The organism is Nocardia sp. AB354, from assembly GCF_049538315.1.
GTDB lineage: Bacteria > Actinomycetota > Actinomycetes > Mycobacteriales > Mycobacteriaceae > Nocardia > Nocardia nova.
The window spans coordinates 1-13,698 of the sequence record NZ_JBMVFU010000019.1 but is presented as its reverse complement, the minus strand read 5'-3'; the positions used below and the strand labels follow the sequence as shown (position 1 = coordinate 13,698).

The following is a 13,698-nucleotide window of genomic DNA, read 5'->3' as shown; positions in this document are numbered from 1 at the left end:
GACTCCGGGTCAGCGACCGAATTCCGCGGCCACCGGGATCACCTCGCGCCCGAGCACCTCCAGGGGCGTCAGCTCGTCGACGCCGGCCACCCGTCCGATCACCAGATCGATTCCCACCTCCGCCATCCGCTCCAGCTGCCCCAGCACCTGGCCCACGGCGCCACCGCTCGGCCCGAGATCGAAGGCGAAGACGCAGCTCTTGCGGATCTCGCGCGGATCGCGGCCGATCTCCGCGCACAGCCGGTCCAGCAGTTCGATCTTGCTCGCCAGCTCCGGCCCCGGCCGCAGACTCGCCACATCCGCGTAGCGCGCCACCAGCGGCAATGTGCGCCGCTCACCGTCGCCGCCGACGAGCACGGGTGGATGCGGGCGATGTCCGCCCGCCGGCGGATTCCGCACCACCTGCGGAGCGTTCAGCGGGCGCTCGACGTGAAAGTGCTTGCCGGATACGGGTTCCGGACCGCCCCGCGCACCGGTCCACATGGCCCGGCAGATCCGCAGCGCCTCCTCCAGCATGTCGTAGCGGTCGCGCAGCGGCGGGAACGGCAGGCCGTACCCTTCCACATCGCCGGTGGAGGTGCCCGTCCCGATTCCCAGCCAGGCCCGGCCGCCGGACAGCACATCCAGGGTGGTGACCAGCTTTCCGAGCATGGCCGGATGCCGATAGTGCACCCCCGACACCACCGCGGTCAGCTCCACCCGCGAGGTGTGCGCCGCGATGAACGACAGTGTCGAATACGCCTCCAGCACATTCTGTTCCACCCGTCCCAGCCATGGGCTCTGCCAGAGATGATCACCCACCGCGACGACTGAGAACCCGCTGTCCTCGGCCGTGTGGACGACCTCGGCCAGGCGCGATCCGATGCGTTCGGAAGGGGTGTCCAGCGCGAAGTTCGTCAGATGCAATCCGATATCCATGACTTTCACCCTCTGCCTCGCGGCAGCGCGAATCATCCGTCCGGAGAACACATCCCGGGTACGTCCCCGCGCGTAGTCAGCGGGTGACGCCGAGCTCGAGCCCCTGTCGGATCGCCTGCTCCACCGGCGAATACGCACCGTCGGGCCGGTCCAGCACGCACGGTTCGTGCAGCAGCAGCGGCGGCTGGGCCATGAATTTCGGGTTCCGGCCTCGATGCGCCTGGGCGGCATGCACCAGGAACGGATGGCACAGATACACATCTCCGGCCCGACCGGTCGCCGCCACTTCCGGAAGGTCCGCGGTGGCGGCGAAGTCCTCGACCAGGTCCGACATCGCGACTCCGGCCACACCGTAGGGTTCCAGCACCTTCGCCATGCGCAGATGCGAGCCCATCCGGATCCGTGTCGGCGCATCGTCGGGGCCGACGTCGGAGAACAGGAACAGCATCAGCAGCCCCCGCCCCTGCGACCGCACGTTGATGCGCCACCGCAGATAGTCCTGCGGATCCTCGCCCGGGAAACTCGCATCGATATGCCATCCGTCGTCACCCGGCGACTGCTCGCTGGGGAAGCGAATCGGGAAGGTGCCCAGTCCCTGAGCGGCGACCCATCGGCCCGCACCGACCAGCCGATCGCACGCCTGGGCCAGCAGTGGGCTGCGCGCGGCCCGGGCGAACGGCGGGTCCGCGAAACCGGGCAGCCGGACCACCGGCCGCGTCCACGTTCCGGAATCCGCCGGATCGCATCCGGTCGCGCGCCAGAGTATTTCCCGCGCCCCGGCCGCGGTGGACTCGGAGAACGCACCCTCCACTCGGACGAAACCGTCGGAGATGAAGTCTTGCACCTCGGCATCGGTCAGCACACAGCCCTCATTCCGCTCGCGAACATCGCCAGCATGGAACAGGTTCCCGCGCGGCCGCCACTCATTTTCAGGGCAGGCAGCCGCAGATACGACGATGCCGGCCACCCCGTCGGGGTGACCGGCATCGGTCGGTTCGTACGGACTACTTACTCGCCCGAGGCCTCCGGAGCGGTCTCACCGGCGCCGGCCAGCGCCGCGACCGGTTCGGCTTCCGCCTTGGCGGGCTTGGCCTTACCGGCGAAAGTGAACTTGGCATCCTCGCCGGCGCCCTCGCCGTCCCAGTTCTCGACGTCGACCTCGACGATCTGGCCGGGGCCGATCTCGCCGAACAGGATCTTCTCCGAGAGCTGATCCTCGATCTCGCGCTGGATGGTCCGGCGCAGCGGGCGAGCGCCCAGCACCGGATCGAAACCGCGCTTGGCGAGCAGGCTCTTCGCCTTCTCGGTGAGCTCGATCTCCATATCCTTGTTCCGCAGCTGCGTCGCGACGCGGTTGATCATCAGATCCACCATCTCCACGATCTGCTCGTTGGTGAGCTGGTGGAAGACGATGACGTCGTCGATACGGTTGAGGAACTCCGGACGGAAGTGCTTCTTCAGCTCGTCGTTGACCTTGAGCTTCATCCGCTCGTAGTTCGAGCCTTCGGCGTTGGACTGCGAGAAGCCCAGGCCCACGGCCTTCGAGATATCCGAGGTGCCGAGGTTCGAGGTGAAGATCAGCACCGTGTTCTTGAAGTCCACGGTCCGGCCCTGGCCGTCGGTGAGGCGGCCGTCCTCCAGCACCTGCAACAGGGTGTTGTAGATCTCCTGGTGGGCCTTCTCGATCTCGTCGAACAGCACGACCGAGAACGGCTTGCGGCGCACCTTCTCGGTGAGCTGGCCGCCCTCCTCGTAGCCGACGTAGCCCGGAGGGGCACCGAACAGCCGCGAGGCGGTGAAGCGGTCGTGGAACTCGCCCATGTCGATCTGGATGAGCGCGTCGTCGTCGCCGAACAGGAAGTTCGCCAGCGCCTTGGACAGCTCGGTCTTACCGACGCCGGACGGACCGGCGAAGATGAACGAACCGGACGGACGCTTCGGATCCTTCAGGCCGGCGCGAGTACGGCGGATGGCCTTCGACACGGCCTTGACCGCGTCCTCCTGGCCGATGATCCGCTTGTGCAGCTCGTCCTCCATGCGGAGCAGACGGGTGGTCTCCTCCTCGGTGAGCTTGAACACCGGAATACCGGTCCAGTTGGCCAGCACCTCCGCGATCTGCTCGTCGTCGACCTCGGCCACGACGTCCAGATCACCGGAACGCCACTGCTTCTCCCGCTCGGCGCGCTTGGCGACGAGCTGCTTCTCCTTGTCGCGCAGCCGCGCGGCCTTCTCGAAGTCCTGCGCGTCGATGGCGCTTTCCTTCTCCCGGCGGGCATCGGCGATCTTGTCGTCGAATTCGCGCAGGTCCGGCGGAGCGGTCATCCGGCGGATGCGCATCCGCGCGCCCGCCTCGTCGATCAGGTCGATCGCCTTGTCCGGCAGGAACCGGTCGTTGATGTACCGGTCGGCCAGCGTGGCCGCGGCCACCAGCGCACCGTCGGTGATGGACACCCGGTGGTGCGCCTCGTAGCGGTCGCGCAGGCCCTTCAGGATGTTGATGGTGTGCTCGACCGTCGGCTCGCCCACCTGGACCGGCTGGAACCGGCGCTCCAGGGCGGCGTCCTTCTCGATGTACTTGCGGTACTCGTCGAGGGTGGTGGCACCGATGGTCTGCAGCTCACCGCGGGCCAGCTTCGGCTTCAGGATCGAGGCCGCGTCGATCGCGCCCTCGGCGGCACCCGCACCCACGAGCGTGTGCAGCTCGTCGATGAACAGGATGATGTCGCCGCGGGTGTTGATCTCCTTGAGCACCTTCTTCAGGCGCTCCTCGAAATCACCGCGGTAGCGGCTGCCCGCGACCAGGGAACCCAGGTCGAGGGTGTAGAGCTGCTTATCCTTCAGCGTCTCCGGCACCTCGCCGTTGACGATGGCCTGAGCGAGACCCTCGACGACGGCGGTTTTACCGACGCCGGGCTCACCGATCAGGACCGGGTTGTTCTTGGTGCGGCGGCTCAGCACCTGCATGACGCGCTCGATCTCCTTCGAGCGGCCGATGACCGGGTCGAGTTTGCCTTCGAGTGCGGCCTGGGTCAGGTTGCGGCCGAACTGGTCGAGGACCAGCGAGGTGGACGGGGTCCCGGACTCGCCACGAGCACCGGACTCCACCGCCTCCTTACCGCCCTGGTAGCCGGACAGCAGCTGGATGACCTGCTGCCGCACCCGGTTGAGGTCGGCGCCCAGCTTCACCAGCACCTGGGCCGCGACGCCTTCGCCCTCACGAATCAGGCCGAGCAGAATGTGCTCGGTGCCGATGTAGTTGTGGCCGAGCTGCAGCGCCTCGCGCAGGCTCAGCTCCAGCACCTTCTTGGCCCGGGGGGTGAAGGGGATGTGACCGGACGGCGCCTGCTGGCCCTGTCCGATGATCTCCTCCACCTGGCTGCGCACACCCTCGAGCGAAATTCCCAGCGACTCCAGGGACTTCGCCGCGACACCCTCACCCTCGTGGATCAGGCCCAGCAGGATGTGCTCGGTGCCGATGTAGTTGTGGTTGAGCATCCGAGCCTCTTCTTGGGCCAGGACAACGACCCGCCGCGCGCGGTCGGTGAACCTCTCGAACATCGCTCCCTCACTTCCTGCTCCGCTATCCACGGCATCCGGCGCTGCTGTTGTGCTTCGTGCTTCACACCTGTGGCGCCAGCCTGCCATGAAGCCCTGGGGTTGCATCCCCCGCCTCTACTGTAGTTGGCGGGGGTCACGGCCGTCGTCCGTCTACCCTATTGCGAACGGGCGACAACGCGAGTCATACCGTTCTAACGCGGCTCCAACCCGGAACGTTTCCCCAGCAACTACGCCCACAGCTGAATTTTCGGGCCCCCTTCCCGACGTCGGGGTTCGCGGCCCCGAAACTCGGCCGCGAATCTCCGCGCGACGTCCTCGCCGACGGAACTATCCGGTGAGCGGTGGGATGAAATGGCAGGGCACGGGGTGCGGATCGTCCGGATCCAGGGCGTTGAGCGCGAACGCGGCCGCCCGGTCGCTGCCCGCAATGCCCGCGTGCTCCGAATAGTCCGACGCGCAGCCGTCCTGGACCACGATGTTCGTCGTCGTCGGTCCGGGCACCAGGGCAACGGTGTACGGGACCACCAGCTCGTCGTAGCGGGTCTCGATATTGGTGTAGGTGACGTCCGGGTCGTAGACGCCGTCGGAATTCAGGGACCGGATGAAATCCGTACTGCCCGTCATCTGCGCGCACGCGGCACAGGGGCTCACGCTCAGGACGCCGTCGAAGGCCGGCTCCGCGCCCAGGCGCCGCGCGAAATCGCGAGCCGGATCGATCACCGGGCCGAAGGTGCCCAGCCACGGCGCGGCGATCGCCACGAACTTGTCGACCTTGTCCGAACCGCCCAGCCGCTTGACGAAGTAGTTGCCCACCAGATTGCCCTGCGAATGCGCGATCAGATCGACCTTCGCGGCGCCGGTCGCCGCCAGCACCCGGTCCACGAACTCCGCGAGCTGCGCCGAACTGTCCTCGATCGGCCGCATGCCGCCGATCGCCGAGAGCGGCCACGGCAGGTCGTAGGCGCCGTAGGTCAGCGAGTAGACGCAATATCCCTCGTTGGCCAGCAGCGGCGCGTACACGCCCCAGTTCGTCTGCGCCCCGCCGCCGGTGCCGTGCACCAGCACCACGGGTTCGGGATGCGCGGCGCTGGGCCGGCACGACCAGTCGTCGGCGCCGGGCAGGGAACCACCCGGATTTCGCAGCTCGTACGGAATGCCGGAGAAGAAGTTGTAGTCCACCGGATATTCGGCGTGGGCCGCCGCTGCGGCGGTCACCCACAGGGTGCTCAATACCGCCAGGACGAGGATGGATCCGGGTAACCGGCGCAGCAGACGCGGCGCACGCACGGGACGAGACGACATCGAGAGCTCCAAAAACTAGAACGCGTTTCAACACGCTAGCGGGAGCAGGGAACCGTGCGGATCGATACCGGCGGGTAACCGGAATCGCGCGTCACATCCGGCGGACGGATCTCAGAGGTCGCGCTGCGAGATGATGCCGTTCTGGATGGCCAGCGCCGCCAGCCGCACCCGCTTCTGATTCTGCGGCAGATCCTCGACGCCGAACTTCGAAAACAGCGCGCGCAGATGGGTTTTGATCGCATCCACGCTCAGATACAACTCGTCGGCGATCTGCTGATTGGAGGCGGGCGTGGCGAATTCGGTATTGCCGCGGTAGGGGCGGCACAGCGCGATCAGAACCGCGCGCTGCGTATCGGTGAGCGAACGGGGACTCGGCACCGAGCCGACGGAAGTCCGGGTCGCGTCGTCGACCGTGCCGGTGTAATCGTGAAACGACAGCATCGAGGTCCCGACCCGGATGCGGTCACCGGCCTCCAGCCGGCGGCGGCCGGCCAGCCGCTCGCCGTTGACGAAGGTGCCGTTGCGCGAGAGTCCGTCGTCGACGATCGTCCAGTGCGCGCCGAGGTATTCCACTGCCGCATGCAGTCGCGACACCTCGGCGTCCCAGCCCAGGGACAGATCGGCCTGCGGCGAACGCCCGATGGTGATGCGCTGATGATCCGGGGTCAGCGTCAGTTCGTGGCGGCGGCCGGTGTCGTCGATGAACCGGAGAAACGATTCGTGAATATTCGTCACCGCGTTGCTACCCCCACCCTCGTACCGCCAGTGACGTGGTCTGCATAGGCCCCATGGTGCCGCGCCGACGCGGCGACGAGCAAGATCACCACGCCGGGACCGTCCGGGTACGGCCGCACCGAAATACCGCGACCGCACGGAAATACCGCCGAGGCATCGAAATGCCGCTGCCGCCCGGACGTCGCACGATTCCTCCGGGCGGCAGCGGCACAGACGCAGCCGGGTCTTTTCGACCGCACTAGTTGTTGCGGCCGACTTCCTTGTGGTAGCTCTCCACGACATCGGCGGAGATGCGACCGCGCGCGGAAACCTTGTGGCCCTTACGCCGCGCCCACTCCCGAATTGCCGCACTCTGTTCGCGATCCATGGAAACTCGGCCCTTCGGCGCACCGGTGGTCGCACCGACCGGCTTGCTGCGCCGGCGACCGCTCACCCGGCGGGCATTGGCAACCCACACGTCCAGCCCGTCCCGCAGCTTCGCCGCATTCGCCGCCGACAGGTCGATCTCGTACGAAACACCGTCGATCGCGAACTCGATGGTCTCGTCCGCAATGGACTCACCATCGACATCGTCGATCAGGCTAACGGTGACCTTCTTTGCCATGAGATGAACGTCCTCTCGAAATCGTGCGACCCGGATACCAGGCCGATGCCCGAGTCGAGAATACCTCTAGATACGAAATTTCCAAGACGGGGAATCGGCATTCAAACCCGGTACTCAGCGACCGGACGGACGCACAATTGGGAACAGTATGGTTTCCCGGATTCCGAGTCCGGTCAGCGCCATCAGCAACCGATCGATTCCCATACCGGTACCCGTTGTCGGCGGCATACCGTGTTCCATGGCGGCGAGGAAGTCCTCGTCCAGCCGCATGGCCTCCTCGTCACCGGCGGCGGCGAGTCTGGCCTGGTCGACAAAACGTTCCCGCTGTACGACCGGATCCACGAGTTCCGAATAGCCCGTAGCCAACTCGAATCCGCGGACATACAGATCCCACTTCTCCGTGACGCCCGGCTTACTGCGATGCTGGCGCGTCAAGGGTGAGGTCTCCACCGGGAAGTCCCGCACGAAAGTGGGCGCATAGAGCTTGTCGCCATAGCTGTGTTCCCACAGTTCCTCGACAAGTTTGCCGTGGCCGTAACCCTTGTCCGGAGGAATTTCCAGACCGACCCGATCGGCTAGCGCGAGCAATTCCGGAACAGTAGTTTCCGGCGTTACCTCGACCCCCAGCGAATCGGATAGCGAGGGATACATCTCGATGGTGTTCCACTCACCACTCAGGTCGTATTCCGTACCGTCGGCGAGTGTGACGACCTGAGTGCCGAAGACCTCTTGTGCGACTTCCTGGATCAATTCCCGCATCATCCGCGCGGAATCGTCGTAGGTGCCGTAGGCCTCATAAGTTTCCAACATCGCGAACTCGGGCGAATGCGTCGAGTCGGCGCCCTCGTTACGGAAGTTGCGATTGACCTCGAAGACCTTCTCGATCCCGCCCACCACGCAGCGCTTCAGGAACAACTCCGGCGCGATGCGCAGATACAGATCCATATCCAGCGCATTGGAATGGGTGACGAACGGACGCGCCGCCGCACCTCCGTGCAAAGTCTGCAGCATCGGCGTCTCTACCTCGAGGAAACCCCTGCGCTCCAACGCATTTCGCAGTGCGCGCACGGCCGCCACCCGGGTGCGGGCCATCTCCCGCGCCTCCGGGCGCACGATGAGGTCGACATAGCGCTGGCGGACCCGCGACTCCTCGCTCATCTCCTTGTGCGCCACCGGCAGCGGACGCAGCGATTTGGCCGCCATCGACCACGAATCGGCCATCACGCTCAATTCGCCGGTGCGGGAGGAAATCACTTCGCCGTGCACGAAGACGAAATCGCCCAGATCGACATCGGCCTTCCACGCCGCCAGCGCATCGGCGCCGACACCGTTCAGGCTGATCATCGCCTGCAGCTTGGTGCCGTCCCCCTCCTGCAGCGTGGCGAAGCAGAGCTTGCCGGTATTGCGCATGAAGATGACCCGGCCGGCCACACCGGCCGGCACGCCGGTGCTGGTGTCGGGCTCGAGGTCGGGATAGGCGGCGCGGATCTCGGCGAGGGTGTGGGTCCGCGGCACCACCACCGGATACGGCTCTACGCCCGCGTCGAGCAGCCGCTCACGCTTCTCCCGGCGGATCCGCATCTGCTCGGGAACGTCGACTTCCGCTGCGGCAGGATGCGATTGCCCCGCAGGAACCCGGCCCGCGGAGCCACCGGACGAAGGGCTTTTCGGGGTGCTCACAGCGAACCACCCTATCGTGCGCCGGAAATCGTTCTGCGCGCGCCCGACCCCCGCTCACCCGGGCTATTACAGCGAGACGAGTGCGGTGATCTCACCGGCCAGATGCGGTGCGCCGGCGGCCACCGACAGCAGCCCCGCGGCCTTTACCGCCTGGTAGCCACCGACCAGATCGGTGGCCCGGTGCAGACCCAGCTGCTGCAGTGTGGCTGCCGCCAAACTGGAGGTGTAACCCTCCGAGCAGACGATCACCCATTCGCGATCGTGATCGGTGGCCAGGGCGAGCCGCGCGGGGCTGGTGGGGTCCAGCCGCCACTCCAGCACATTGCGCTCGATCACCAGGGCGCCCGGCAGGGTGCCCTCCTTGACCCGCTGGGCCTGCGGGCGGATGTCGACCAGCAGGGCGCCGCGCGCGATCGCCTCCGGCAATTCGAATGCGTACATGCGCGTCAATCGCGCACGCGCCGCCTCCAGCATGTCGTTGATGGTGAGATGCGGGTACGTCATTTCACATCGCCTTCGGGCTGGTCGGTGAGCAAGGTCCGGGTACGTCGCAGCGTCCCGTGGCCGGTCACCTCGTAATACGACATGGCGGACAGAGGCGGTGAATACGCGTGCACCGAGAGCGTCGGATTCGACGGCTCGGGCACACCCGCGAACTGATCCGGGGCACGCACCACGTCGTGCACCCAGCCGAGCGGGAACGAGGCCTGATCACCGGCGGTGAGAGTGCGCTGGCGCAATTCCTTGCCGTTCCAGCGGAATTCCGAGAGCGCACCGCTCAGCACGGTGAGCGCGCCGAGCGAGCCGGCGTGGTCGTGCAATTCCGTCGACCGGTCCGGCACCCAGCTGATCAGCCAGACATCGACCTCGTCGTCCGCGAGAAGCCGGACGGCCCAACGGTTTTCGGTGGGCCACACGCCACCGGACGGCAGCAGGTGGTCGAAGCGGCCCGCCACGACGTCCTCGGCGCCCTCGTCGGTCAGCCGCAGCAGATCCGCCGGGCGCAGCCGGGTCGGCAATGCGGACGACACCGAGCGATCGGTGATCTCGGCGGTGAGGCGGTTGGCCGGACGAGCGGGCGGCAACTGCCCCGTCCGACGCCGCGCGGCATCACCGCTCGCGGCGGAGGTAACAGCAGAGGTGAGGACAGAGGAACGCATGAGCGAAGCTCCAGGAGTAGTGGACGGCCGAGGGCGGATACGCAGCCTCGACAATCAGCCGAGGCGAATCAGCCTCGACAACACTCCTGGGTGCTCACGCGGAAAGTCACGAGCCGAAGTCTAGCAGGGTGACCAGCGCGTGCAAGGCGGTGTGTTTCACCCCACAGCGCGCCGGTCACGGGCGGCGGCGCTGCTGGTTGCGCTCGTAGACCAGACGGAGGCCGTCCAGGGTCAGATGCGGCTCGTGGTGGTCGATGGTCTCGGATTCGGGGACGATCAGCGGTGCGGTCGGGCCCGTCGCCACCACCGACACATCGTCACCGGCGAAGGCGTCGAGTTCGTCGCGAATCCGGTCGATCAAACCGTCCACCAGGCCCGCGAAGCCGAAAACCGCCCCGGACTGCATACACTCCATGCTGTTCTTACCCACCACCGAACGCGGGCGGGTCAGTTCCGCGCGCCGCAGCGCACTCCGGGCCACCAGCGCCTCGGTGGAGATCTCCACGCCGGGGGCGATCGTCCCGCCGAGGAACTCTCCCTTCGCCGACACCAGGTCGACACAGATGGCGGTGCCGAAATCGACCACGATCGCCGGCGACTCGAAACGATGATATGCCGCAAGGCAATTCACGATCCGGTCCGCGCCGACCTCTTTCGGATTGTCGACCAGCAGCGGGATTCCGGTGCGCACACCGGGTTCCACCAGCACGTGCGGCACGTGCGACCAGTAGCGCCCCAACATGGTGCGCAACTCCCGCAGCACCGGCGGCACCGTCGACAAGGCCGACACCCCGACCACCTGGTCCAGCCGCTCGCCCACCAAACCCCGCACCTGCATGGCGAATTCGTCGGCGGTCAGCAGCGGATTGGTGTGCACGCGCCAGGTGTGCACCAGCTCCGCATGCGCACCACTGCCCGAGAACAGGCCGATCTCGATACTGGTGTTGCGGACGTCGATCGTCAGCAGCATCCTCGCCCCGCTGCCCGCGGCTCAGGCGAAGGTCAGTGAGCGCGGCGAGGTCAACCCCGAACCCTCCGGGGCGTGCGCCGGGTCCGAACCCAGCTCCACCGGACGGTTGCGGTCGTCGACGAACACCACCCGCGGCTGGTACTCGCGCAGCTCGGCCTCGTCCATCATGCCGTAGGCGATCAGGATGACGAGATCACCCGGGTTCACCAGATGCGCTGCGGCGCCGTTGATTCCGATCACGCCCGAACCGCGCTCACCGGCGATCACATAGGTTTCCAGCCGGGCGCCGTTGTCTATGTCGACGATGCAGACCTGCTCACCCTCGAGCAGATCGGCGGCGTCCATCAGATCCGGGTCCACGGTCACCGAACCCACATAGTGCAGATCGGCGTGAGTCACCGTGGCACGGTGGATCTTCGACTTCATCATGGTGCGCAACATCGTGGTCGCCTTTCCTATGCGTCGGCCTGGGCAGGCTGGAAATCGGGGACAGCGTTGTGGCCGTCGGCGGGTGCGACTGGTCCGCAGGCGGCAGCCTGCGTAACCACGGAGGGCCCCGCGGACGCCGCATCGGACACCGCGGGAGGGACGGAAACGGGCACGTTGTCGATCAGGCGGGTGGCGCCGATGCGGGCGGCCACCAGCAGACGAGCGTTCCCGCTGCTCGGAATGGGGCCCAGATCCGAACCACGCAACTCCAGGTAGTCGACGTCGACACCGGTCGCACCGTAGAGCACCGAACGAGCCGCGGCCAGAACCGCGTCGGGCCCGCGCCCCGCCGCATGCCGGCCCGCGGCCAGCGCGGCGGACAGGGTGATCGCCAACTCCCGCTGCTGTTCGTCCAGGTAGCGGTTGCGCGAGGACAGCGCCAGGCCGTCGGACTCGCGGACCGTGGGCACCGCGACGATATCGACGTCGAAGTTCAGATCCCGGACCATCTGCCGGATCAACGTCAGCTGCTGATAGTCCTTCTCGCCGAAGAACGCCTCGTGCGGACGCACGATCTGCAGCAGTTTCGCCACCACCGTCAGCATCCCGGCGAAATGGGTCGGGCGGCTGGCGCCCTCCAATTCGGCGCCGAGCGGTCCCGGATGGACCGAGGTGCGCGGGCCGTCCGGATACATCTGGGCGACGCTCGGCGCGAACACCAACACCACACCCTCCTCGCGCAGCAGCGCCACATCGCTGTCGAGCGTGCGCGGGTACTTGTCGAAGTCCTCGTTCTCACCGAATTGCAGCGGGTTGACGAAGATCGACACCACCACAACCTGATTCGTGCGCTTGGCGCGGCGCACCAACTCCAGATGGCCCTCGTGCAGAGCACCCATCGTCGGCACCAGCGCGACCGTGCGACCGACCCCGCGCAGTGCGGAGGTCACCGCCGAAACACCGGCCGGCTCGTGGACGACCGTGAGCTCGCCCGGGCGATACAGCTTGCGCAGCTGCTCCGGGGTCAGCTTCTTCGCTCCCGAATTCGACATCAGTATCCCTCCAGCAGGCCGATCAGATCCGGATTCGTGCGGGCCAGCTGCGCCGTGCGCAGCGACATCGCGCGATAGCCGGCCGCCAGCTCCGGATCGGCCGCGGCCAGTGCCTCCAGGTGCGTCGAAACGGCGAGGGCGTCACCCCGCGCCACCGGACCGGTCAGCGCAGGCAGGCCGCGCCGAAGCGCGTTGTCCAGCGCCGCCGAGACCAGCGGCGCCAACATCCGCTCCGCCAATCCGTTGGGCTGGTCGTCGACCACCTGCTGCCCCAGCAGGCCCGGACCCTCCAGCGCCGCCCGCAACGCCGCGACCGCATCGACGATCAGGGTGACCAGATGATTACTGCCGTGCGCGAGAGCCGCGTGGTACAGCGCGCGATTCTCCTCCGGGACCCGCACCGGCTCGCCGCCCATCTCGATCACCAGCGACTGCGCGATGGCATAGCCGATCTCGTCGGCCGCGGTGATGCCGAAACAGGCATTCGCCAGGCGGGCGGTGTCCTCGTCGTGGCCGGTGAAGGTCATCGCCGGATGGATCGCCAGCGGGCGGACATCGGTCAGCGGGGACAGGACGGCCACACCGTTGGCCCCCGAGGTATGCGCGACGATCGTTCCCGGACGGACCACCCGCGCCGCCGCCAAACCGGCCACCAGACCGGGCAGTTCACTGTCCGGTACGGCCAGGATCAACAGTTCGCTGCGCGCCGCGATCTCCTCGGCCGGCAAGATCTGCGATTCCGGCAACCGCGTGTGCGCCCGATGCCGCGACGCATCGGAAATCGCCGACACCCCGAACACCACGTGCCCGGCCCGCTCCAGCGCGACACCCAGCGCCGAACCCACCCGGCCCGCCGACACGATGCCGACCGTCAGCCGGGCCGGCGCCGGATCACTGCCGGGTACAGCGGACGAGCCCGAGACCGCAGGCGCGGCGGGGCGCGACGAATCGGCCTCGTCGGGCCGCGAAAAATCGGAGGTCACCGTTGTCCTCTCGGAAGGCGTTCCAGTCCCGCATGGCGGGTACCGGACGTTACGAGTCGAGAATAGGTAGTGACCGGGTGCGCTGCCAGAGGACCCGCGCGTGATATTTCCCTCAGTACCTTTGGCCTCCGCTTCGCTCCGGCGGGTTCTCGGCCCCCTGGGCCTCGATTTTTCCCTCCTCCGCTCAGTCGCTGCGCTCCTTCGCTCCGTCAGTCCAAAATCGAGGCGGGCCGAGACCCCCAAGGTTTACGGCTCGCAGATGTGAACCTGATCGGTTTTCGAGGGCCGAGGGCGGACGGCTCGTGAT

Annotated in this window: 13 protein-coding genes; all 13 read right to left on the bottom strand. The window is 67.1% G+C overall.

What is annotated here, in order from left to right:
- Nucleotides 1-9: 9 nt before the first annotated feature.
- A complete protein-coding gene (locus tag ACPCUW_RS24595; RefSeq protein WP_423427366.1) occupies nucleotides 10-918 on the bottom strand; it encodes an LLM class flavin-dependent oxidoreductase in 909 nt (302 codons plus the stop codon).
- A 76-nt stretch (nucleotides 919-994) separates the two neighbouring features.
- Complete coding sequence (locus tag ACPCUW_RS24590) at nucleotides 995-1,780, bottom strand: phytanoyl-CoA dioxygenase family protein (RefSeq protein WP_423427365.1); 786 nt, start codon at nucleotides 1,778-1,780, stop codon at nucleotides 995-997.
- A gap of 146 nt (nucleotides 1,781-1,926) precedes the next feature.
- On the bottom strand, nucleotides 1,927-4,476 hold the full coding sequence (locus ACPCUW_RS24585; RefSeq protein WP_063010122.1) for an ATP-dependent Clp protease ATP-binding subunit: 2,550 nt from the start codon (nucleotides 4,474-4,476) through the stop codon (nucleotides 1,927-1,929).
- A gap of 327 nt (nucleotides 4,477-4,803) precedes the next feature.
- The gene (locus ACPCUW_RS24580) at nucleotides 4,804-5,778 is read right to left on the bottom strand and encodes an esterase/lipase family protein (RefSeq protein WP_423427363.1); all 975 of its coding nucleotides are present in this window, start codon (nucleotides 5,776-5,778) and stop codon (nucleotides 4,804-4,806) included.
- Nucleotides 5,779-5,889: 111 nt separating this feature from the next.
- Nucleotides 5,890-6,513, bottom strand: a complete 624-nt coding sequence (locus tag ACPCUW_RS24575; RefSeq protein WP_063010126.1) for an FHA domain-containing protein — start codon at nucleotides 6,511-6,513, stop codon at nucleotides 5,890-5,892.
- A 238-nt stretch (nucleotides 6,514-6,751) separates the two neighbouring features.
- On the bottom strand, nucleotides 6,752-7,117 hold the full coding sequence (locus tag ACPCUW_RS24570) for a histone-like nucleoid-structuring protein Lsr2 (RefSeq protein ID WP_030517338.1): 366 nt from the start codon (nucleotides 7,115-7,117) through the stop codon (nucleotides 6,752-6,754).
- A 114-nt stretch (nucleotides 7,118-7,231) separates the two neighbouring features.
- Nucleotides 7,232-8,698, bottom strand: a complete 1,467-nt coding sequence (gene lysS, locus ACPCUW_RS24565; RefSeq protein WP_423427471.1) for a lysine--tRNA ligase — start codon at nucleotides 8,696-8,698, stop codon at nucleotides 7,232-7,234.
- Between the two features lie 165 nt (nucleotides 8,699-8,863).
- Nucleotides 8,864-9,301 (bottom strand): rhodanese-like domain-containing protein, encoded by a 438-nt coding sequence (locus tag ACPCUW_RS24560; protein WP_063010130.1) that lies wholly within the window; start codon nucleotides 9,299-9,301, stop codon nucleotides 8,864-8,866.
- On the bottom strand, nucleotides 9,298-9,957 hold the full coding sequence (locus tag ACPCUW_RS24555) for a cysteine dioxygenase (protein ID WP_423427361.1): 660 nt from the start codon (nucleotides 9,955-9,957) through the stop codon (nucleotides 9,298-9,300). Before ACPCUW_RS24555 ends, ACPCUW_RS24560 begins: the two co-directional genes overlap by 4 nt.
- A gap of 175 nt (nucleotides 9,958-10,132) precedes the next feature.
- Complete coding sequence (locus ACPCUW_RS24550; RefSeq protein ID WP_036497452.1) at nucleotides 10,133-10,927, bottom strand: type III pantothenate kinase; 795 nt, start codon at nucleotides 10,925-10,927, stop codon at nucleotides 10,133-10,135.
- A 21-nt stretch (nucleotides 10,928-10,948) separates the two neighbouring features.
- Nucleotides 10,949-11,368 (bottom strand): aspartate 1-decarboxylase, encoded by a 420-nt coding sequence (gene panD / locus ACPCUW_RS24545; RefSeq protein ID WP_030517343.1) that lies wholly within the window; start codon nucleotides 11,366-11,368, stop codon nucleotides 10,949-10,951.
- Nucleotides 11,369-11,382: 14 nt separating this feature from the next.
- Nucleotides 11,383-12,408 (bottom strand): pantoate--beta-alanine ligase, encoded by a 1,026-nt coding sequence (gene panC, locus ACPCUW_RS24540; protein ID WP_423427358.1) that lies wholly within the window; start codon nucleotides 12,406-12,408, stop codon nucleotides 11,383-11,385.
- Entirely contained in the window at nucleotides 12,408-13,391 is a 984-nt protein-coding gene (locus tag ACPCUW_RS24535; protein ID WP_082856667.1) for a DUF2520 domain-containing protein, read from the bottom strand. The genes panC and ACPCUW_RS24535 overlap by 1 nt, the downstream gene beginning before the upstream one ends.
- Nucleotides 13,392-13,698: the final 307 nt, after the last annotated feature.

Bases quoted from the DNA above. Each gene is read 5' to 3' on its own strand.
- ACPCUW_RS24595 (WP_423427366.1), bottom strand. From the start codon at position 918: ATGGATATCGGATTGCATCTGACGAACTTCGCGCTGGACACCCCTTCC.
- ACPCUW_RS24585 (WP_063010122.1), bottom strand. From the start codon at position 4,476: ATGTTCGAGAGGTTCACCGACCGCGCGCGGCGGGTCGTTGTCCTGGCC.
- ACPCUW_RS24580 (WP_423427363.1), bottom strand. From the start codon at position 5,778: ATGTCGTCTCGTCCCGTGCGTGCGCCGCGTCTGCTGCGCCGGTTACCC.
- ACPCUW_RS24570 (WP_030517338.1), bottom strand. From the start codon at position 7,117: ATGGCAAAGAAGGTCACCGTTAGCCTGATCGACGATGTCGATGGTGAG.
- lysS (WP_423427471.1), bottom strand. From the start codon at position 8,698: ATGCGGATCCGCCGGGAGAAGCGTGAGCGGCTGCTCGACGCGGGCGTA.
- ACPCUW_RS24560 (WP_063010130.1), bottom strand. From the start codon at position 9,301: ATGACGTACCCGCATCTCACCATCAACGACATGCTGGAGGCGGCGCGT.
- ACPCUW_RS24555 (WP_423427361.1), bottom strand. From the start codon at position 9,957: ATGCGTTCCTCTGTCCTCACCTCTGCTGTTACCTCCGCCGCGAGCGGT.
- ACPCUW_RS24550 (WP_036497452.1), bottom strand. From the start codon at position 10,927: ATGCTGCTGACGATCGACGTCCGCAACACCAGTATCGAGATCGGCCTG.
- panD (WP_030517343.1), bottom strand. From the start codon at position 11,368: ATGTTGCGCACCATGATGAAGTCGAAGATCCACCGTGCCACGGTGACT.
- panC (WP_423427358.1), bottom strand. From the start codon at position 12,408: ATGTCGAATTCGGGAGCGAAGAAGCTGACCCCGGAGCAGCTGCGCAAG.